Below are 18828 nucleotides of genomic sequence, written 5' to 3' on the forward strand. Positions count from 1 at the left end.
TCAGGGACGCTCGTCGGGGGACTGGGTCTTGCCCGGGTCCCGCTCCGTGACCGGCTCGACGATCTCGTCGATCGCCTTCATCAGGTCGGCGTCGAGCTTCACGCCCGAGGCCTTCACGTTGTCGTACACCTGCTCGGGGCGCGTCGCGCCGACGATCGCCGACGACACGTTCGGGTTCTGCAGCACCCACGCCACGGCGAGCTGCGCCATGGTCAGGCCCGCGTCCGCGGCCAGCGGCTTGAGCTGCTGCACGCGGGTGAGCACGTCGTCGTCGAGCCAGCGCGCGATGAAACCCGCACCCGACTTCTCGTCGGTGGCCCGCGAACCGGCCGGCGGCGGCTGACCCGGCAGGTACTTGCCGCTGAGCACACCCTGCGCCATCGGCGACCAGACGATCTGGCCGAGACCCAGCTCCTCGCAGGTCGGCACGACCTCGGCCTCGATGACCCGCCACAGCATCGAGTACTGCGGCTGGCTCGACACCAGCGAGATCTTCAGCTCGGTGGCCAGGGCGTGGGCGGCGCGGATCTCCGACGCCTTCCACTCCGAGACGCCGATGTAGTGCGCCTTGCCGGAGTGCACGATGTCGGCGAACGCCACCATCGTCTCCTCCAGCGGGGTCGCGTAGTCGTAGCGGTGTGCCTGGTACAGGTCGACGTAGTCGGTCTGCAGACGCTGCAGCGACCCGTTGATCGACTCCATGATGTGCTTGCGGGACAGGCCGCGGTCGTTGCGCCCGGACCCGGTCGGCCAGAAGACCTTGGTGAAGATCTCCAGGCCTTCGCGGCGCTCGCCCTTCAGCGCCCGGCCGAGCACCGACTCGGCGCGGGTGCCGGCGTACACATCCGCGGTGTCGAAGGTGGTGATCCCGCTGTCGAGGGCCGCGCGCACGCAAGCGTCGGCGGCGTCCTCCTCGACCTGCGAGCCGTGGGTGATCCAGTTTCCGTACGAGATCTCGCTGACGAGCATCCCGGAACGGCCCAAATGCCGAAACTCCATAACAAGACCCTATGCCGACCGGGTCCGGTCCGTCGCGGAGGGTTGAATCTTCTACAACACGGGCTTCGTGTCGGCCAGCAGCCGGTCGAGTTCCTCCATGACGACCTGGCGGCTGGGCAGCTCCGGGTCGATGAACGGGCGGCCCTTGCGGTCCAGCGCCCCCCAGCGGCCGGACGGGCCCGCGATCAGGAACGCCACCGGGTGGATGACCAGCGCCGGGTGTACGGGCGGCACCACCACGGCTCCGGTGCGGTCCACGACGCCCTTGCGCCCGCCCGCATCGACGATGGCCAGGCCCTCGTCGGAGAAGCCGTCGACGTAGCGGCCGTCGGTCAGCGCGGTCGCGAACCCGGTGAACTGGAACGGCACCACGGCCCGGCCCTGCTTGTCGACCGCGCCCCAGCCGCCCCGGCGCACCGCGGCCAGGCCACGGCGGAACGGGCGTACGTCCTCGAAGCCGGTGGAGATGACCACCCGGCCCTGCTTGTCGATGGCGACCCAGTTGCCCGCGCCGTCGCGCGACACCCAGGCCAGCCCGTCGGAGAACGAGCCGACACCGAGCCAGCCGGCCCGGCCGTCGATGAGCCGGGTGCCCGCCTCGTCGATCAGCTCCCAGGTCTCCATCTCCGGGCGGCGCACCCAGGCGGCACCGTCGCGGAACGGCTGCACGTCGGCGAACGCGGGGGAGATGACCGTACGGCCGTCGGCCCCGGCGAAACCCCAGCACTGCACACGCTCGTCGAAACGCGGCACCGGCGGCTTGCTGACCTGCAGGATCTCGTCCATGCTGCGCGGGTACGGGCCCATGCCGTTCTCGGCGATCTTCATCGAGACGGCGTCGAGCGCCATCTCGGTACGCGTGATCAGCTCCGGATCCTCGACCTTGCGCAGTTCGAGCGCCTTCTCGAAGTGGTTGAACGCCTCCATGTAGCGGCCCTGGTCCAGGCAGGACCGCCCGGCGTGCTCGTGCATGGTGGCGCGCAGCCGGTCGGGCAGCTCGCTGGAGTTGGCCTCGGCGAACAGCTTGTCGGCCTCGGTGAAGTCGCCGCGCCACTGCAGCACGTGGGCCAGCCGGGCCTTGGCCAGCGCGATGCGGCGCAGCTCTCCGGTCGCCTCGGCGTGCACCAGGGCCATCTTGCCGTCCGACAGCGCCTTGGTCAGGTCGCCGAGGATGCGCGAGACCACGGCCCGCAGGCTGAGCAGCCGGGCGCGGGTCGGGTTGTCGGTGGCCGGGGTGAGCTTCTCGGTGAGCCGGTCCCGGATCTCGCGCAGCTCATCCGGGTTGTCGACCAGCTCACGCAGCGTCTCGTGATGGAAGCGCCACTCGTACGCGGCCAGCGTCTGCTCCGGGTCGGGCCCCGACTCCGGGGTGGCCTCCGGCTCCGGCTCGGCCGCGGCAGCGGCGGCCGCGGCGGCGTCACCGGTGACGGTGGCCGTCGTCGCCGCGGGCTCGGCGGCGGGTGTCGGCGCGGCACCGGGGCGGACCAGCGGGTGCAGCATCGTCGGGGCGGACAGCGCGGTCGCCGCGCCGGCCGCGCTCGCGGCGACGGGCAGCACGGTGTCGGGGGTGGCCACGGCCGGGGTCTGCGGTGCGGCCGGCGACACCGGGTTGGCCGAGACCGGCGCGGCCGAGACGGGTGCGGCCGACGCGACGGCAGTGGAGACCGGAGCGGCGGAGACCGGGGCCGCACTGGCGGCGGGCTCCGCGGTGACCGGCGCCGCCGCGGCTGCGGCCGGAGGCGGGGTGTCGTCGGTGATGGCGGCCATCATGCCGGTGTCCGCCGTGGAGTGGCGTCCCCGGCGGCTCGCGGCGGCGGCCTGCGCCTGGTCACCGGCTGCCGTGGCAGCGGGCGTGCCGGCTGCCGCCGGTACGGCCACGGGCTGCGCGCCGGACGTGGGGGCGGCCTGCTGGGCGGGTGGTGCCGCCGGCGGGGCGGCGGTCGCCGCTGCCTGCGGGGCCTGCTGAGGCACGGGCTGGCCAGGGGCCTGCTGGCCCGGAGGCTGCTGACCCGGGGCCTGCTGACCGGGAGCCTGCTGGCCCGGCGCGGGGGCGTAGCCCTGCGGGGCCTGGCCGGGCATGCCGGGGTGACCCTGCTGCGGGGTGCCGGGCTGGCCGTAGACCTGGCCCTGCTGCGGCGGGCGCTGGCCCTGCGGCGGGCCGTACTGCGGCTGCCCCTGCGGGTGGCCGTAGGTCTGCCCCTGCTGCGGCTGGCCCTGGCCGGGGTGCGGCTGGCCGTACTGCTGGGGGCCGTTCGGGTGCTGGTTCGGGCCGCCGTAGACCTGGCCCTGCTGCGGGCGCTGCTGGCCCTGCTGCGGGTGGCGTCCCTGTTGGGGCGGCCCGTACTGCCCCTGCGGGCCGGGGCCCTGCGACGGGTGCGGCTGGTTCGGGCCGCCGTAGACCTGGCCCTGCTGGGGGCCGTTCGGGCGGTACTGCGGGCCGGGCTGCGGGGGCATCGGGCCGGGGCGCTGGCCGCGCTGCGCGTTCGGGTCCCAGTTGCCCTGCTGCGGCTGGCGCTGCCCGTTGGCGGGCGGGAACGGGCCGGGCGGCGGGCCCTGACCGGCGTGCGGCTGGCCGTACTGCTGGGGGCCGTTCGGCTGCTGGCCGGGGGCGTGCTGGCCGGGCTGCTGCGGACCCTGCTGCTGGCCCTGCGCGTTGGCGGGCTGCTGCGCGGCGGGGTCGGGCGCGTCCGAGGGCGGGCGTTGTCCGGGCACCCGCGACCACGGCGACGTCGGCGTACCGGCCCAGGCCGGCGTGCCGCGGTGCCGCTCGTCGGTGCGCTCGTCGGTCACGCCCCACCTCGCCTGGTTCCGAGTCTTGTATGGCACAAATGCATCGCGAACCGGGTTGCCACGAAGGTATGGTCGCGCCCGGCCGAAAAAAGAATGCGGTTGCGAGTGGAGGGTACGGGGTGGGCTTCGTCACCGCCACTGCGGATCGGCTCACAATCCGAAACTTCATCGAAACGGTAGGGATTTTCCGGACATTAAGTTCATCCGGATTCCGGCGGTTCTCCACATATCGCCAGGCGACCGTGGCGGCCACGGCCACCAACACCATGTTCGGCTTCGTCAGGACCTACGTCATGCTGGCCGTGGCCGGTTCCGCGGTGGCCGCCGGCGGGCAGGTCGCCGGATACGACGCCCCACAACTGGTCACCTATGTATGGGCCGGGCAGGGCCTGATCGGCGTCGTGGCGCTGTGGGGCTGGACCGAGCTGGCCGACCGGATCCGCTCCGGCGACGTGGTCACCGACCTGCTGCGCCCCGTCCACCCCGTGCTCGGCTACCTGCTGCCCGACCTGGGCCGGGCGGCGTACGCCCTGCTCACCCGGTTCGTCGTGCCGGTCGCGGTCGGCGGGCTCGTGTTCGACATGTACCTGCCGCAGCGTGCCGCCACCTACCCGCTGTTCGCGGCCTCGGTGCTGCTGGCGGTGCTGGTCTGCTTCGCCGGGCGGTTCCTGGTCAACGCGGCCGGCTACTGGCTGCTCGACACCCGCGGCGTACTCATGGGCTGGGCCGTCTGCGCGGGCATGCTCGGCGGGCTGTACTTCCCGATCCGCTTCCTGCCCGACGGCCTGGCGGCCGCCGTATACCTGGGCACCCCGTTCCCGTCGGTGCTGCAGATTCCGCTCGACGTGCTGGTGGAACGGGATCCGCCAGCCGGACAGCTGGGCCTGCTCGGCATCCAGGCGCTGTGGGCCGGGCTGCTGTTAACGGCCTGCGTGCTGGTCCAGCGCCGGGCCGAACGGCGGCTGGTGGTGCAGGGTGGCTGAGCCCTCGACCCTGGCGATCTACCGCAGGCTCGTCGCGGCGCAGGTGCGCTCGCAGGCCTCGTACCGGGCGAGTTTCGCCCTCGACCTGGTGTCCAACGTCGTCTTCCTCGGTGCCGACCTGCTGGCCGTGCTCGTCGTCTTCTACCGGGTGCCGGTCCTGGGCGGGTTCTCGCTGACCGACACGCTGCTGGTGTTCGGGCTGTCGTCGCTGGGCTTCTCGCTGGCCGACCTCACCGTCGGCAACATCGACAAGATGTCGCGCCACGTGCGCACGGGGCTGCTCGACGCGGTGCTGATCCGCCCGCTCGGCGTGCTGTGGCAACTGCTGGTGCTCGACGTGGGCGTACGGCGGCTGGGCCGGGTCTGCTCCGGCGTCGTCGTGCTCGTGATCGCGGTGCGCCTGGCCGAGGTGCCGGTGACACCGGCCAACCTGCTGCTGCTGGTGGTCACGCCCTTGGCCGGCGCGGTGTTCTTCAGCGCCGTCTTCGTGGCGACGGCGACGGTGGCGTTCTGGTGGGTGGACTCCGGCGAGCTGACCGCCGCGCTGACCTACGGCGGGCGCGACTTCACGTCATACCCGATGACGGTCTACGGCGGCTGGTTCCGGCACCTGCTCGCCTTCGGGCTGGGCTTCGGCTTCGTGGCGTACTACCCCGCCCTGGTCCTGCTCGACCGCCCCGATCCGCTGGGCGGTCCCGCCTGGCTGGGCTGGTGCGGCCCCCTGCTGGCGGCGGTCGCCGCGGCCCTGGCCGCGCTCGTCTGGCGCACCGGGGTGCGCCAGTACCGCAGCACCGGCTCTTGACCGCGAACGGAGGCACGGCGGCGTGAACGTCATCGAGGCGCACGGGCTGCGCAAGGACTTCACCGTACGGGTGCGCAAGGGCCTGCTGCGCCGGGAGAGCCGCGCCGTCGCCGCCGTCGACGGGGTGGACCTGACGGTGCGGCGCGGCGAACTGCTCGGCTACCTCGGGCCCAACGGCGCGGGCAAGTCCACCACGCTCAAGATGCTCACCGGCGTGCTGCACCCGTCCGGCGGCACCGTCGCGGTGTGCGGGCTGACCCCGGTGCCGCAGCGCATCCAGCTGGCCCGGCGCATCGGCGTGGTGTTCGGGCAGCGCTCGCAACTGTGGTGGGACCTGCCGCTGGGCGACTCGTACGAGCTGCTGCGCCACATCTACCGGGTGCCCGCCGCCGAGCACGCCGCCCGCCTGCGGCGCTGCCGCGACCTGCTCGAACTCGACCCGTTCCTGGACACCCCGGTGCGCCAGCTCTCGCTGGGCCAGCGCATGCGGGGCGAGCTGACCGCCGCCCTGCTGCACGGCCCCGAGGTGCTGTTCCTCGACGAGCCGACGATCGGCCTGGACGTGGTCAGCAAGCAGGCCGTCCGTGGCTTCCTGGCCGAACTCGGCGCCACCGGTGACACCACGATCGTGCTGACCACGCACGACCTCGCCGACATCGAGCGGCTGTGCCGCCGCATCGTCGTCATCGACCACGGCCGGGTGGTGCACGACGGCGGCATCGACGCCCTGCACGCCCGCTACGGCTCGCAGCGGCGGGTGGTCGTCGACTTCGACACCGCGCCGGCTGCCGTGCCCACGCTTCCCGGCGTACACCTCGAAGCCACCGCCGGGCCTCGCCTGACCTTCACCCTCGACGGCACCGCCTCGGTGGGCGCCCTGGTCTCCGCGCTCTCGGCTCTCGGCGGACTGCGCGACCTCGCGGTGACCGAACCCGAGATCGAGGAGGTGATCGCCCGGCTCTACCGCTCCTGAGAAAGGAGGTCACCCTCACAGGCGCATCCGCCTACCGGAAGCGATCTTGGCTGGTTACACTGGGTGCTGCACAGGGCCGCAAGGGGTGCGCCGGTTGGGTGGGACGGCGTACATCGCCCCTGCCGTACCCGGAGTTGATTCGTGGCCGCCCGTGCCTCCTACCGTGACCTCGTCCGCATCACCGGACCCTGGTTCCTCGTGCTCGCCTTCCTCGCCCGGCTGCCCGCCGCCATGGGTCCGCTCGGCGTGATCACCCTCGTCGTCGCCGCCACCGGCAGTTACGGCACCGCCGGTCTGGCCGCCGCCGCGTTCGGCATCGGCGCGGCGCTCGGCGGCCCCGTCACCGGCACCCTGGCCGACCGTTTCGGCCAGCGCGCCGTCGGCATCGCCACCGCCGTCGTCGACGCCGCCGCGTACGCCGCGCTCGTGTTCGCCGTCACCGGGGGCCTGTCCGCCGCCGCCGTGCTGCCGTTCGCCGCGCTCGCCGGATTCGCCATGCCGCAGGTCGGGCCGCTGGTCCGGGTGCGCTGGGCGGTGCTGCTCGGCGACCGCGGCCGGCAACGGCAACTACCCACCGCCATGGCGTACGAGGGAGCGGTCGACGAGGCCTCGTTCCTCGCCGGTCCGGCGCTGGTCGGCATCCTGGCGCTGACCGGCTGGGCGGGCGTGCCGCTGCTGGTGGCGGCCGTGCTGACCGTGCTCGCCGCGGTGCCGTTCGCGCTGCACCGCACGGTGCCCCCGGTGCTGCGCGCGCCCCACGCCGCGTCGCCGTCGCCCGCCCAACCTGTCGGGCGGATGCCGTTCGCGCGGGTCGCGGTGCTGGTCGCGGCCATGTCCGTGATCGGCGTCGTGTTCGGGGCGACGCAGACCGGGGTGACCGCGTTCGCCGACACGATCGGCTCGGCCGGGTCGGCCGGTCTGATCTACGCCGTGCTGGGCGTCGGCAGCGCCGCCGCCGGGCTCGCCGTGGCGTGGCTGCCGGAGTCCCTCGGGCCGGTCAGCAGGTACGTCTGGTCGGCTGTCGCGCTCGTCGGGGGCACCGCGGCGCTGCTGCTCGCGCACTCCACGCTCACCGCGCTGGCGGCCGTGGTCGTGCTCGGGGTCACCGCCGCGCCGTACCTGATCTCCGGGTACGCCCTGGCGGGACGGCTGTGCCCGCCCCGCCGCGCGGGCATGGTGATGACCCTGCTGGCCAGCGGCGTGGTCGCCGGGGTGTCGCTGGGCGCGGCCGCCGCCGGCCGCCTCGCCGACGCGTACGGCTACCGTGGCGCGTTCGCGGTGCCGCTGGTCGCCGCGGTGCTCGGCCTGCTGCTGGCCGCGCTGGTCACGCCCGGCCTGCGCCGCGCGGTCCGCGCCGCCGACGCGGCCGACGCCGCAGTCGCCGCGAAGGCCGCCCGGCGTCCCGCGCTCACCGCTGCCTGAGCCGACCGCCGTCGCCCACAGGATGGGCGGCCCGCCGGCCGTCGTCAGCGCATCACCGGACGGCGCTAGCGTGGCGGTAACTGACGAAGTGACTTGAGGTGATTACCGGTATGCGGCAGGCTGACGGGCGCGACGCCAGGCTGTGGCGGGACGCGGCGGCCATCGGCGCGGCGGTCGGCGTCATCGGGCTGTCGTTCGGCGCGATCGCGGTGGCCTCCGGTCTGCCCGCCTGGGTGCCGGCGGCGATGTCGGTGCTGGTGTTCGCCGGTGGTTCCCAGTTCCTCGCCGTCGCCCTGATGACCGGCAGCCCAGTGGCCGCCGTGGTCGGCGGGGTGCTCATCAACATCCGGCACCTGCCGTTCGGCCTGGCCGTCGGCCCCGCGATCGGCCGGAGCAGGGTGGCCCGTTTCGCCGGGGCACATCTGATCATCGACGAGAGCACCGCGTTCGCGCTGGCCGAGCGCCACCCCGAACGCCGGGGTCGAGCGTTCTGGACCGTCGGCGTGACCATCTTCATCACCTGGAACATCGGCACGCTGATCGGTGTCCTGCTCGGCGGCGCGGTCAGCGACCCTGCCGTGTACGGGCTCGACGCCGCGTTCCCGGCGGGTCTGCTGGCCCTGCTGCTGCCGTCGCTGCGCGACCGGGCCACCCGCGCCGCCGCGATCGCCGGTTCCGTGCTCGCCATCGCGTCGACGCCGCTGCTCCCGGCGGGCCTGCCCGTACTGGCCGCCCTGCTGGGCGTCGGCGCGGCCCTGCTGCTGCCCACCCCGCCGACACGAGCAGGCGACCAGCCGGAACGCGTGACTCCGGCGCAGCGGGGGCCACGATGACGATGCTGCTGGTCGTGCTGGCGCTGGCCGTGGGCACCTACGCCGTCCGGATCGCCGGAGTCCTGCTCCACGACCGCCTGGTGCTGCCCGAGCGGCTGCGCCACCTGCTGCCGATCGCCGCCACGACACTGCTCGCCGCCCTGGTGGCGACCGCGGTGTTCACGGAGGCGGGACGGCTGTCGGTCGGCGTCGCCCGCCCGCTGGGCGTCCTGGTCGGTGCGGTCCTCGCCTGGCGCAGGGCCCCGTTCGTCCTGGTCGTGGTGGCCGCCGCCCTTACTGCGGCTCTGCTCCGCCTCGCCGGCCTTCCCTGAGCCGCTGCCGCCCGCTGGAGGTGGGTCACAGCCAGCCCTGGGTGCGGGCGGTCTGGAGGGCTTCCATGCGGTTGCGGGTGCCGGTCTTGCCGATGGCGGCGGAGAGATAGTTGCGGACGGTGCTCTCCGACAGGTGCAGGCGGATGGCGAGGTCGGCGATGGTCGCGCCGTCGGCGGCGCTGGCCAGGACCTCGCGCTCGCGCTCGGTCAGCGGGTTCGGACCGGCGGCCAGGGCGGCGGCGGCCAGCGCCGGGTCGATGACGGTCTGGCCCGCGAGCACCCGGCGGATCGCCTCGGCCAGTTCCTCGACGGGACCGTCCTTGACCAGGAAGCCCCGCGCCCCGGCGTCCATGGCCCGGCGCAGGTAGCCGGGCCGGCCGAAGGTGGTCAGGATCAGCACCCGGCACGACGGCACGGCGGTGCGCAGCAGCGCGGCGGCGTCCAGGCCGGACAGGCCGGGCATCTCGATGTCGAGCAGTGCCACGTCCGGCGACGCCGCGACGGCCGCGGCGGCGACCTCGTCACCCCGGCTCACCTGGGCGACCACCTCGATGTCGGGTTCCAGGCCGAGCAGCAGCGCCAGCGCGCCGCGCATCATGCCCTGGTCCTCGGCGAGCAGCACCCTGATCACGAGTGGCCCCCGGCCGCGCGTGACCCGAGCGTGGCCCGCCGCCGGATCACGCGTGGCCTCCCTCGGGCACGGTGGCGCGCAGCACGAAACCGCCGCCGGACAGGTCCACGGTCGACAGCGTGCCACCGACCAGCGCCAGGCGTTCGGCCAGGCCACGCAGGCCGTTGCCGGGAGCCGGGTCGGCGGGCACGCCACGGCCGTCGTCGCGTACCTCCAACTGCCAGTGCCCGGCCCGGCTGAGCGCGATCACGCACGAGCTCGCGCCGCTGTGCCGGATGACGTTGGTGGCGGCCTCGCGCACCGCCCAGGCGAACGCGTCGTCGACGGCGGCGGGCAGCGGTTCGGCCGTGGTACGCACGGTCGGCTCGATGCCCGCGTCGGACAGCGCCGCCCCGGCGGTGGCGAGTTCGGCGGTGAACGCGCGGGCCCGGTAGCCGGTGACCGCCTGCCGGACCTCGGCCAGCGCCGTGCGCCCGATCTGCTCGATCTCGGCGGCCTCCCGCGCGGCGGCCTCGGCGTCGCGCCCGGCGGTGCGGCGTACGACCTCGGCTTTGACGACGATCAGGGACAGGCTGTGGCCGAGCAGGTCGTGCAGGTCGCGGGCGAAACGCAGGCGCTCGCCCTCGACGGCGGCGCGGGCCAGCTCCTCACGGGTCGCGCTCAGCTCGCGGATCAGGCGCATCATCCGGCGGACGACCATGATCAGCGCACCGGCCATGATCGTGTTGAAGACCGACTCGGCGATCTCCGGGGCGGGCTCGCCGTGCATCATGCCCAGCACGACCTGCACGGCGACCATCGCGCCGAGCCAGTAGTAGGCCAGCGGCAGGCCGTACAGCGCCACTCCGGCGGCGGCCATGTAGAGCACCAGTCCCAGCCAGCCGCCCGGCTGCCCGCCGTATGCCGCCGCCAGGGTCACCCCGAGGACCGTGACCAGCGCGAGCAGGGCCTGGTTACGCAGGGTCGGCTGGCCGGTGCCGCTGAAGCCCTGCACCACGACGAACAGGTACAGCACGATGAACGCGGCCAGCCCGGCACCGGCCGCCAGGGGAGCGGTGACCTGCCCGACCAGTACGGCATGGATCGCCGGAGCCATCGGCCACAGCCAGAGCGCGGCGAACACCGCGCCCCGGCGCTGCCCGCGCCGTCTCGCCTGGCCGGACGCGGCCGAGCCGGGCCGGTGCGACGAGGTCGCACCCGCCCGGCTCAGGCCGTCCAGGAACCCGGACATCACCGCAGTGCCGCCGAGCGACGGTAGGCCCACGCCGCGAGCGCGCCGAAGACCAGCGCCCAGGCTGCGAGGATGGCGAGCCCGCCGACCGGCGGGGCCTGCCCTGCGACCACGGACCAGCCCAGCTCGGCGAAGCGGTTGCTGGGCAGCCAGGTGGCGATCGAGGCGAGCACGTGCGGCATCACGGCGACCGGCACGAACAGCCCGCCCAGGAAGGCCAGGCCGAACACGCCCAGCATGCTCACCGGCTGGGTCAGCTGCGGCGGCAGGGTGAAACCCAGGGCCAGGCCGAACGCCGCGAAGGGCAGGCTGCCCAGCCACATCAGCACGACCAGCGCGACCCACTGCCCGGCGCTGAACGACACCCCGTTCGCGAACGCGGCGACCAGGCCCACCGAGACCACCGGCGGGATCGCCAGCAGCGAGGCCAGCAGTGCCTTCACCGCGACCACCTGGGTCGGGGCGAGCGGCGTGATCCGCAGCTGGCGCAACCAGCCGTTGGCGCGCTCCTGGGACACCGCGATGCCGACCGACAGCGCGCCGACCAGCGCCCCGTACGCGGCCATGCTGACCATCAGGTATGCCGCGACGTCCACGCCGCCGACCTGGCCGGCGTCCCCGGAGCTGCCGCTGCTGATCGTGTAGATCAGCACGGGCAGCACCACGGTGAAGATCGCCATGCGCGGCTCGCGGATCAGGCGGCGCAGTTCGAAGATGAGATAGGCGCGCATGGTCACTCCTTGCCAGCGGACGCGGTCAGGGACAGGAAGGCCTCTTCCAGGCCCGCCCCGGTGATCTCGAGGTTGCGCCAGGCGTGGCCGTCGGCCAGCAGGGCGCGCACGGTGCGGTCGGAGTCGTCGCAGCGCAGCAGGGCACGCTCGCCGCGCTGCTCGGCCTCGACCACGCCCGGCAGGCGGCGCAGCACGTCGAGGTCGGTGCCCGCACGGTCGAAGCTGACCGTACGCCCACCGGTGAGCTGCTTGATGTCCGCGCCGCTGCCGTCGGCGACGACCTGGCCGCGTGCGATCACGATGACGCGGTCGGCGAAGTCGTCGGCCTCTTCGAGATAGTGCGTCGCGAACAGCACCGTGCGCCCGGTCGCCGCGTAGCGTCGCATCGCCGCCCAGAACGCCTGGCGGCTCTCCACGTCCAGCGCGGCGGTCGGCTCGTCGAGCACGAGCAGTTCGGGGTTTCCGGCCAGCGCGAACGCGAAGCGCACCCGCTGGGTCTGCCCGCCGGAGAGCTTGTCGAGCCGCCGCCCGGCCAGGTCCGTGAGGTCGGCCGTGGCCAGGACCTCGGCGGTGGGCAGCGGGTCGCGGTACAGCGCGCGGGCGAGTTCGACCAGCTCGCGTACTGTCGCGTTGGCGGCGAAGCCCGACTCCTGCAGCATCGCGCCGACCTTGCCGGCCCGCACCGCCTCGGTGGGAGTGCCGCCGAACACGCGCACCGTGCCGGCCGTGGGTTCCAGCAGGCCGAGCAGCATGTTGATGGTGGTGGACTTGCCTGCACCGTTGGGGCCGAGCAGCGCCACCGTCTGCCCGCGGGCGATGGACAGGTCGATGCCGTCCACCGCCCGGACCGGGCCGTAGTTCTTCGCGACCGCTTGCAGCCGCACCGCTTCCGTCATGCGTCCGACGCTAGGCGGAGCCGGGACGGCCGGGCAGATCCGGCGATCCCGACTCCGGCAGGACAGATGTCCTAGGCCTTGGTGGGAACGACCGGGTCACCGATCTTGACCTGCGGGTTCGGCATGCGCATGCGGCGGAAGGTGATCCCGCGCATGACCGCGTACATGTACAGCGAGCCCATACGCTGGGTGGTCTTGGGGTAGTTCGCCTTGATCAGCTTCTTGATCTTCCGGCAGATCAGGATGCTGTCCACGATCACGGCCAGCGCCAGCAGCAGCCAGATGATGTTCGCGGCGAGCGCGATGCGCGGGTCGCGGACCTGGATCAGGAAGAAGATCAGGAATGCGCCGCCGAAGAACCAGGTGCCGACGGTACGCCGGGAGTCGACGTAGTCGCGCACCAGCCGCCGCTCCGGTCCCTTGTCCCGGGGCAGCAGGAAGCGCTCGTCGCCCGCCTTCATGCCGGCCATGGACTCGGCCCGCTCGGAGCGCATCTTCTCGCGCGAGCGCTTCATCGCCTCGCGGCGGTTCGCCGGCGGCGGCTCGGCCTTGCGGCGCTGGGCCTCGGTGCGCTTGGGCGTCGCCTTGCCCTTGCCGGGCGTGTGGGAGCGCGACGCGCGCACGATCTCCGAGGCGGCCTCGGGCTCAGCACCCGTGGTCGCGGCGGAAACGTCGGTGGTCTTGCGGGAGAACAACGGCACGCAGCAAGGGTAGCCGACCCGGCGGCGCACCCGACGCCCACCGCGTCGCGCCCTGTGACGAACAGCTCCCCACCCACCCCGCCCCTGCCCACCGCCCCACCCCGCGCCCGCTCCACCCGCCTCACCGAGCCTGCTCCCCCCGCGCGCCCCACCGCCCCCGAACCGCCCCCGAACCGCCCCCACCCCGGTCGCGCCCACCGGGCCGCAAATAGACGTTGGCCTATCTGGATGAGTTTTTGGCGATCGAACTCATCCAGATAGGCCAACGTCTATGTAAAACGGGTTGCCCGACGGCGATCGGACGGGCGGGCCGGTGGGGTCGGGTCAGCGGGAGACGGTGGCGCCGAGGTTGGCGAGCTTGGCCTCGAAGTCCTCGTAGCCGCGGTTGATCAGGTCGACGCCGTGCACCCGCGAGGTGCCCTCGGCGGCCAGGGCCGCGATGAGGTGGCTGAAGCCCGCCCGCAGGTCGGGGATGACCAGGTCGGTCGCGTGCAGCTTGGCCGGGCCGGCGATGACGGCGCTGTGGCGGAAGCCCATCCGGCCGAAACGGCACGGGGTGCCGCCCAGGCAGTCCTGGAAGACCTGGATGTGCGCGCCCATCTGGTTCAGCGCGCTGGTGTAGCCGAAGCGCTTCTCGTACACCGTCTCGTGCACCACGGACAGGCCGTTGGCCTGGGTCAGCGCCACGACCAGCGGCTGCTGCCAGTCGGTCATGAAACCGGGGTGAACGTCGGTCTCCAGCGCCACGGGGCGCAGGTCGCCACCGGGGTGCCAGAAGCGGATGCCGCCGTCGACCGGGTTGTCGTCGATCTCGAACTCGCCGCCGATCGACCGGAACACGTTGAGGTACGTGGTCATGTCGGCCTGGCGGGCGCCCTTGACGGTGATGTCGCCCTTGGTGGCCAGCGCGGCCGAGGCCCAGCTCGCGGCCTCGATGCGGTCGGGGATGGGCCGGTGCGAGAAGCCGCCCAGGCGCGGCACGCCCTGGATCTCGATCACCCGGTTGGTGTGCACCTTGATGATCGCGCCCATCTTCTGCAGGATGCAGATCAGGTCGATGATCTCGGGCTCGACCGCGGCGTTGCTCAGCTCGGTGACACCCTCGGCGAGCACGGCGGTGAGCAGGATCTGCTCGGTCGCGCCGACCGACGGGTAGTCCAGCTCGTACTTGATGCCGTGCAGGCCGTCCGGGGCCGACAGGTGCAGGCCTTCCGGGGTCTTGTCGACGACGGCACCGAAGCGCCGCAGCGCCTCCAGGTGGTAGTCGATGGGGCGCGGGCCGATGTGGCAGCCGCCCAGGTCCGGGATGAACGCGTGGCCGAGCCGGTGCAGCAGCGGGCCGCACAGCAGGATCGGGATGCGGCTGGACCCGGCGTGCACGTTGATCTCGTCGACACCGGCGCGCTCGACGTTGGACGGGTCGAACCGCAGCTCGCCGTCGAGGGCGCCGTTGGTCACCTTGACGCCGTGCAGCTCCAGCAGGCCGCGCACGATCTCGACGTCGCGGATGCGCGGGACGTCGTACATCGTGCTCGGACTCTCGCCCAGCACGGTCGCGACCATGGCTTTGGAGACCAGGTTCTTGGCCCCGCGAACCCGCACCTCGCCCTTGAGCGGGCTACCTCCGCTGACGATGAGCACGTCGTCCGACAAGGCGACCTCCTGGGTATGGCGCGAGTGAAAAGCAAACCCCGGCAGCATAGCGCTGCGTGATGTGTGACGGAATACACGGCAAGCTTAAATGAGTACGAGCGCCGCGATTCGGGCGCGGCGCTCGCACGGAGAGTTACCGGTTGCCTACGGCAGGGCCAGCATCTGGTCCAGGGCGACCCGGGCGTGGTGCGCGGTGTCGGGGTCGACCGTGATCTGGTTCGGCACCCGCCCCGCGACCAGCTCCTCCAGCGCCCAGACCAGGTGCGGCAGGTCGATCCGATTCATCGTGGAGCAGTAGCAGACCGTCTTCTCCAGGAACATGACCTGCTTGTCCGGGTGCGCGGCGGCCAGGCGGCGGACCAGGTTCAGCTCCGTGCCCACGGCCCACGCCGAGCCGGGCTCGGCAGCCTCCAGCTTCTTGATGATGTACTCCGTCGAACCGACGTAGTCGGCCGCGGTGACCACCTCGTGGCGGCACTCCGGGTGCACCAGGATGTTGACGCCCGGCACCTGCTCGCGCATGGCCAGCACGTTCTCCAGGGTGAACCGGCCGTGCACCGAGCAGTGCCCGCGCCACAGGATCATCTTGGCGTCGCGCAGCTGCTGGTCGGTCAGCCCGCCGTTCGGCTTGTGCGGGTCGTAGAGCACGCAGTCGTCGAGCGAGTAGCCCATCTCCAGCACCGCGGTGTTGCGCCCCAGGTGCTGGTCGGGCAGGAACAGGACCTTCTCGCCCTTCGCGTATGCCCAGTCGAGGGCGCGCTTGGCGTTGGAGGAGGTGCAGACCACGCCGCCGTTACGGCCGACGAAGCCCTTGATGTCGGCGGAGGAGTTCATATAGGTGACGGGCACCACATCATCGGCGATGCCCAGGTCGCTCAGCACATCCCAGCACTGCTCGACCTGCTCCAGCACGGCCATGTCGGCCATGGAGCAGCCCGCGGCCAGGTCCGGCAGGACCACGCGCTGGGCCTCGGTGGTGAGGATGTCGGCGGACTCGGCCATGAAGTGCACGCCGCAGAACACGATGAACTCGGCGTCGGGCCGTGCCGCGGCCTCGCGGGCCAGCTTGAAGGAGTCGCCGGTCACGTCGGCGAACTGGATGACCTCGTCGCGCTGGTAGTGGTGGCCGAGGACGAAGACCCGGTCGCCGAGCGCGGCCTTGGCGGCGGCGGCACGCTCGACCAGACCGGGGTCGCTGGGCGCGGGCAGGTCACCCGGGCAGTCGACGCCGCGTTCGGAGTTCGAGTCCTTGCCGCGGCCGAGCAGCAGCAGTACGGGAGCAGTCACGCCTCCCATCGTCGCACCAACCGGGCACGGCAGGCGCGCCCCCATGACTGTGGCCTGCCCCACGGCGGGCACCTGCCACACCCTCGCCGGAGCAATCCGCCGGAACAGGCGTGCCGCGCACGTGGGCCGGGCATAGGGGCGGGATGGCGTGCCGCGCACGTGGGCCAGGTAACCGGGCCGGGGCAGGCGTTCGCGGCGCTGGGGCGTGGGACGGGGCCGCGCCGGTCGCCCACCCGGCCGGGGCGGGTCACTATCGTGCAGCCCATGCGAGTGCTGATCTGTCCCGACAAGTTCGCCGGCACACTCACCGCGGTCGAGGCCGCGCAGGCCGTCGCCGACGGCTGGCACGAGACCGCCCCGGCCGACGAGCTGATCTGCCGTCCCATCGCCGACGGCGGGCCGGGCTTCGTCGAGGTGCTGCACGCCTCGATCGGCGGAGACCTGATCGAGGTCGACACGACCGACCCGCTGGGCCGCCCGGTGCTCGGCGCAGTGCTGCTCACCGGCGACGCCTCGGCCACCGCGTACGTGGAGAGCGCACAGGCCTGCGGCCTGCACCTGGTCGAGCCGGGGGAGCGGGACCCGAAGGTCACCTCGTCGTACGGCCTGGGCGCGCTGATCACGGCGGCGATCGAGAACGGGGCCCGGCGCGTGGTGATCGGCCTGGGCGGCTCGGCCACCAACGACGGCGGCGCGGGCCTGCTCGCCGCCCTCGGCGCGGTCGGCCTCGACGCCGCAGGCGAGCCCCTGGCCCCGGGCAGCGCAGCCCTGACCACCTGCACCTCCCTAGCCCTCGCCGCCGCCACCCAGATCCCGGCCGTCGCCCAGAGCGTGGACGGCGTGGGGCTCCAGGCCGGTGCGGGCCTGGTGCCCGCCGGGGTCGAACTGATCGCCGCGACGGACGTCGACAACCCGCTGACCGGCCTGCACGGCGCGTCCGCGGTGTACGGCCCGCAGAAGGGCGCCACCTCCCAAGACGTGACGCTGCTCGACGCCGCCCTGGCGAACTGGGCGGCGGTGCTGGAACGGGAACTGCCGGGCTGCCCGGCCAAGCTCGCCGAACTGCCCGGCGGCGGCGCGGCGGGCGGCCTCGGCGCGGCGATCCTGGCGCTCGGCGGCACGGTCTCCTCGGGCATCGACCTGGTACGTGAGCTGACCGGCCTGGACGAGGTGCTGGAGAACGCCGACCTGGTGATCACCGGCGAGGGCTCGTTCGACCACCAGTCCCTGCGCGGCAAGGCGATCTCCGGCCTGGCGGGAGCCGCCCGTGACCTGGGCGTCCCGTGTGTGGTGCTCGCGGGCCGGGTCACCACCGGCCGCCGCGAGCAGGGTGCGGCCGGTGTCACCGAGGCGTACGCCCTGGTGGACCACTTCGGCAGCGTCGACCTCGCCCTCGCCGAACCTGCCCGCGGCCTGCGCGAACTAGCCACCCGCCTCGCCCGCCAGTGGTCCCGGCGTTGATCGCTGTTTGAGGTCAAAACCTATGGTCAGACCGCAGTTTCTGACACGAGATAGCGATCATCACCGCGCTCCGCCCCACCAAGGCCGCGCCTAGCGCCGGGCGGGCGGCTGGACGACATGGGGCGAACGCTAGTTGCGCGTGCATTGAATGCGTAAGCATAAGATGCGTTCACATTTACTGCATCTGCATGTTATGCTCGCGGGCATGCCCGACGAGGTGGCGGTGAAGGCGTGGCGTGAACTGTCCCGGCAGTACGCGGCACTGTCCTGCGCGCTGGAGAGTGCGCTGCAGGATCAGCACCAGCTCGGCATGAGCGAGTTCGAGGTGCTGGACCGCCTGGTCGACGGCGGCGAGTGCGCCACCGGCCTGCGGATGCAGGAGCTCGGCGAGCAGATCCACCTCAGCCAGAGCGCGCTGTCGCGCACGGTCGCGCGGCTGGAGAAGGACGGCCTGGTGGAGCGCAAACTCTGCACCTCCGACCGGCGCGGGGTGTTCGTGCACCCCACCGACGCCGGGCGGGAACGGCACGCCGAGGCGCGGCCCACGCACCGCGCAGTCGTGAACACCACACTGGGGCAGTAGCCCGTGAGGCGCTCTGGGGAATCAAACCGGGGCGCGCTAGCGTTACCTCGAAGGATTATCAGCACTTCACGCTTGGGGAGCACCACGTGACGACGCCAGACATCTCGACGACCGACAGCAAGACGGACGCCACCGGCATCAACCTCACCGAGGTCGCGGCCGGCAAGGTCAAGGCTCTGCTGGAGCAGGAGGGTCGCGACGACCTCCGGCTGCGGGTCGCGGTCCAGCCCGGTGGCTGCTCCGGCCTGCGTTACCAGCTCTTCTTCGATGAGCGCGAGCTCGACGGCGACGTCGTGCACGAGTTCAACGGTGTCGAGGTCGTGGTCGACCGGATGAGCGCGCCGTACCTGGCGGGCGCGACCGTCGACTTCGCCGACCGCATCGACGCCCAGGGTTTCACCATCGACAACCCGAACGCGGGCGGCTCCTGCGCCTGCGGTGACTCGTTCCACTGATAGTCAGAGCAACACGGCGCCCGCTGTGGGCGACGACACAAGCGGCACTCCGGCCACGCTGGAGTGCCGCTGTCGTATGTGCGTCA

The 18828-nt window shown here is 72.8% G+C and carries 18 protein-coding genes; 9 read left to right on the forward strand and 9 right to left on the reverse strand.

Going from position 1 to position 18828, the window contains the following annotated elements:
• Together HAV40_RS16750 and HAV40_RS38470 are read right to left on the reverse strand one after the other, a co-directional pair.
• Window positions 1-999 (reverse strand): aldo/keto reductase family protein, encoded by a 999-nt coding sequence (locus tag HAV40_RS16750; RefSeq protein WP_166382260.1) that lies wholly within the window; start codon window positions 997-999, stop codon window positions 1-3.
• 51 nt (window positions 1000-1050) lie between these two features.
• Complete coding sequence (locus HAV40_RS38470; protein WP_239085850.1) at window positions 1051-3789, reverse strand: WG repeat-containing protein; 2739 nt, start codon at window positions 3787-3789, stop codon at window positions 1051-1053.
• 242 nt (window positions 3790-4031) lie between these two features.
• Between HAV40_RS38470 and HAV40_RS16760 the strand changes: the two genes are divergently transcribed.
• The 6 genes from HAV40_RS16760 (at window position 4032) to HAV40_RS16785 (ending at window position 9113) form a co-directional block, all read left to right on the forward strand.
• Window positions 4032-4772, forward strand: coding sequence for an ABC transporter permease (locus HAV40_RS16760; RefSeq protein ID WP_239085849.1), 741 nt, complete (start codon window positions 4032-4034; stop codon window positions 4770-4772).
• The gene (locus HAV40_RS16765; protein ID WP_239085842.1) at window positions 4765-5574 is read left to right on the forward strand and encodes an ABC transporter permease; all 810 of its coding nucleotides are present in this window, start codon (window positions 4765-4767) and stop codon (window positions 5572-5574) included. Before HAV40_RS16760 ends, HAV40_RS16765 begins: the two co-directional genes overlap by 8 nt.
• Before the next feature lie 22 nt (window positions 5575-5596).
• Window positions 5597-6547, forward strand: a complete 951-nt coding sequence (locus HAV40_RS16770) for an ABC transporter ATP-binding protein (RefSeq protein ID WP_166382262.1) — start codon at window positions 5597-5599, stop codon at window positions 6545-6547.
• Window positions 6548-6688: 141 nt separating this feature from the next.
• On the forward strand, window positions 6689-7969 hold the full coding sequence (locus HAV40_RS16775; protein ID WP_166382264.1) for an MFS transporter: 1281 nt from the start codon (window positions 6689-6691) through the stop codon (window positions 7967-7969).
• A gap of 110 nt (window positions 7970-8079) precedes the next feature.
• The gene (locus HAV40_RS16780) at window positions 8080-8802 is read left to right on the forward strand and encodes an AzlC family ABC transporter permease (RefSeq protein ID WP_166382266.1); all 723 of its coding nucleotides are present in this window, start codon (window positions 8080-8082) and stop codon (window positions 8800-8802) included.
• Window positions 8799-9113, forward strand: coding sequence for an AzlD domain-containing protein (locus tag HAV40_RS16785; RefSeq protein WP_166382268.1), 315 nt, complete (start codon window positions 8799-8801; stop codon window positions 9111-9113). Before HAV40_RS16780 ends, HAV40_RS16785 begins: the two co-directional genes overlap by 4 nt.
• A gap of 25 nt (window positions 9114-9138) precedes the next feature.
• Here HAV40_RS16785 and HAV40_RS16790 read toward each other — a convergent pair whose 3' ends face one another.
• The 7 genes from HAV40_RS16790 to nadA form a co-directional block, all read right to left on the reverse strand.
• Window positions 9139-9744: a response regulator transcription factor gene (locus HAV40_RS16790; protein ID WP_166382270.1), complete on the reverse strand. Its 606-nt coding sequence runs from the start codon at window positions 9742-9744 to the stop codon at window positions 9139-9141.
• Between the two features lie 46 nt (window positions 9745-9790).
• Window positions 9791-11008 carry a sensor histidine kinase gene (locus HAV40_RS16795; protein WP_166382272.1) on the reverse strand — a complete coding sequence of 406 codons (1218 nt, stop codon included), beginning with the start codon at window positions 11006-11008 and terminating at the stop codon, window positions 9791-9793.
• Window positions 10975-11706, reverse strand: coding sequence for an ABC transporter permease (locus tag HAV40_RS16800; RefSeq protein ID WP_166382274.1), 732 nt, complete (start codon window positions 11704-11706; stop codon window positions 10975-10977). The genes HAV40_RS16795 and HAV40_RS16800 overlap by 34 nt, the downstream gene beginning before the upstream one ends.
• Before the next feature lie 2 nt (window positions 11707-11708).
• Window positions 11709-12602 carry an ABC transporter ATP-binding protein gene (locus HAV40_RS16805; RefSeq protein WP_166382276.1) on the reverse strand — a complete coding sequence of 298 codons (894 nt, stop codon included), beginning with the start codon at window positions 12600-12602 and terminating at the stop codon, window positions 11709-11711.
• A 71-nt stretch (window positions 12603-12673) separates the two neighbouring features.
• Entirely contained in the window at window positions 12674-13303 is a 630-nt protein-coding gene (locus HAV40_RS16810; RefSeq protein ID WP_166382278.1) for a DUF3043 domain-containing protein, read from the reverse strand.
• 324 nt (window positions 13304-13627) lie between these two features.
• On the reverse strand, window positions 13628-14956 hold the full coding sequence (murA, locus tag HAV40_RS16815; protein ID WP_166382280.1) for a UDP-N-acetylglucosamine 1-carboxyvinyltransferase: 1329 nt from the start codon (window positions 14954-14956) through the stop codon (window positions 13628-13630).
• Between the two features lie 144 nt (window positions 14957-15100).
• The gene (nadA, locus tag HAV40_RS16820) at window positions 15101-16252 is read right to left on the reverse strand and encodes a quinolinate synthase NadA (protein ID WP_203671060.1); all 1152 of its coding nucleotides are present in this window, start codon (window positions 16250-16252) and stop codon (window positions 15101-15103) included.
• A 255-nt stretch (window positions 16253-16507) separates the two neighbouring features.
• Here nadA and HAV40_RS16825 point away from each other — a divergent pair, with 255 nt between their 5' ends.
• The 3 genes from HAV40_RS16825 to erpA all read left to right on the forward strand — a co-directional run bounded on the left by HAV40_RS16825 (window position 16508) and on the right by erpA (window position 18742).
• Entirely contained in the window at window positions 16508-17704 is a 1197-nt protein-coding gene (locus HAV40_RS16825) for a glycerate kinase family protein (RefSeq protein WP_166382282.1), read from the forward strand.
• Window positions 17705-17909: 205 nt separating this feature from the next.
• Window positions 17910-18287, forward strand: a complete 378-nt coding sequence (locus HAV40_RS16830) for a MarR family winged helix-turn-helix transcriptional regulator (protein WP_166382284.1) — start codon at window positions 17910-17912, stop codon at window positions 18285-18287.
• Window positions 18288-18388: 101 nt separating this feature from the next.
• A complete protein-coding gene (gene erpA, locus HAV40_RS16835) occupies window positions 18389-18742 on the forward strand; it encodes an iron-sulfur cluster insertion protein ErpA (protein ID WP_239085893.1) in 354 nt (117 codons plus the stop codon).
• Window positions 18743-18828 lie beyond the last annotated feature (86 nt).

Source organism: Catellatospora methionotrophica, assembly GCF_011297335.1.
GTDB lineage: Bacteria > Actinomycetota > Actinomycetes > Mycobacteriales > Micromonosporaceae > Catellatospora > Catellatospora methionotrophica.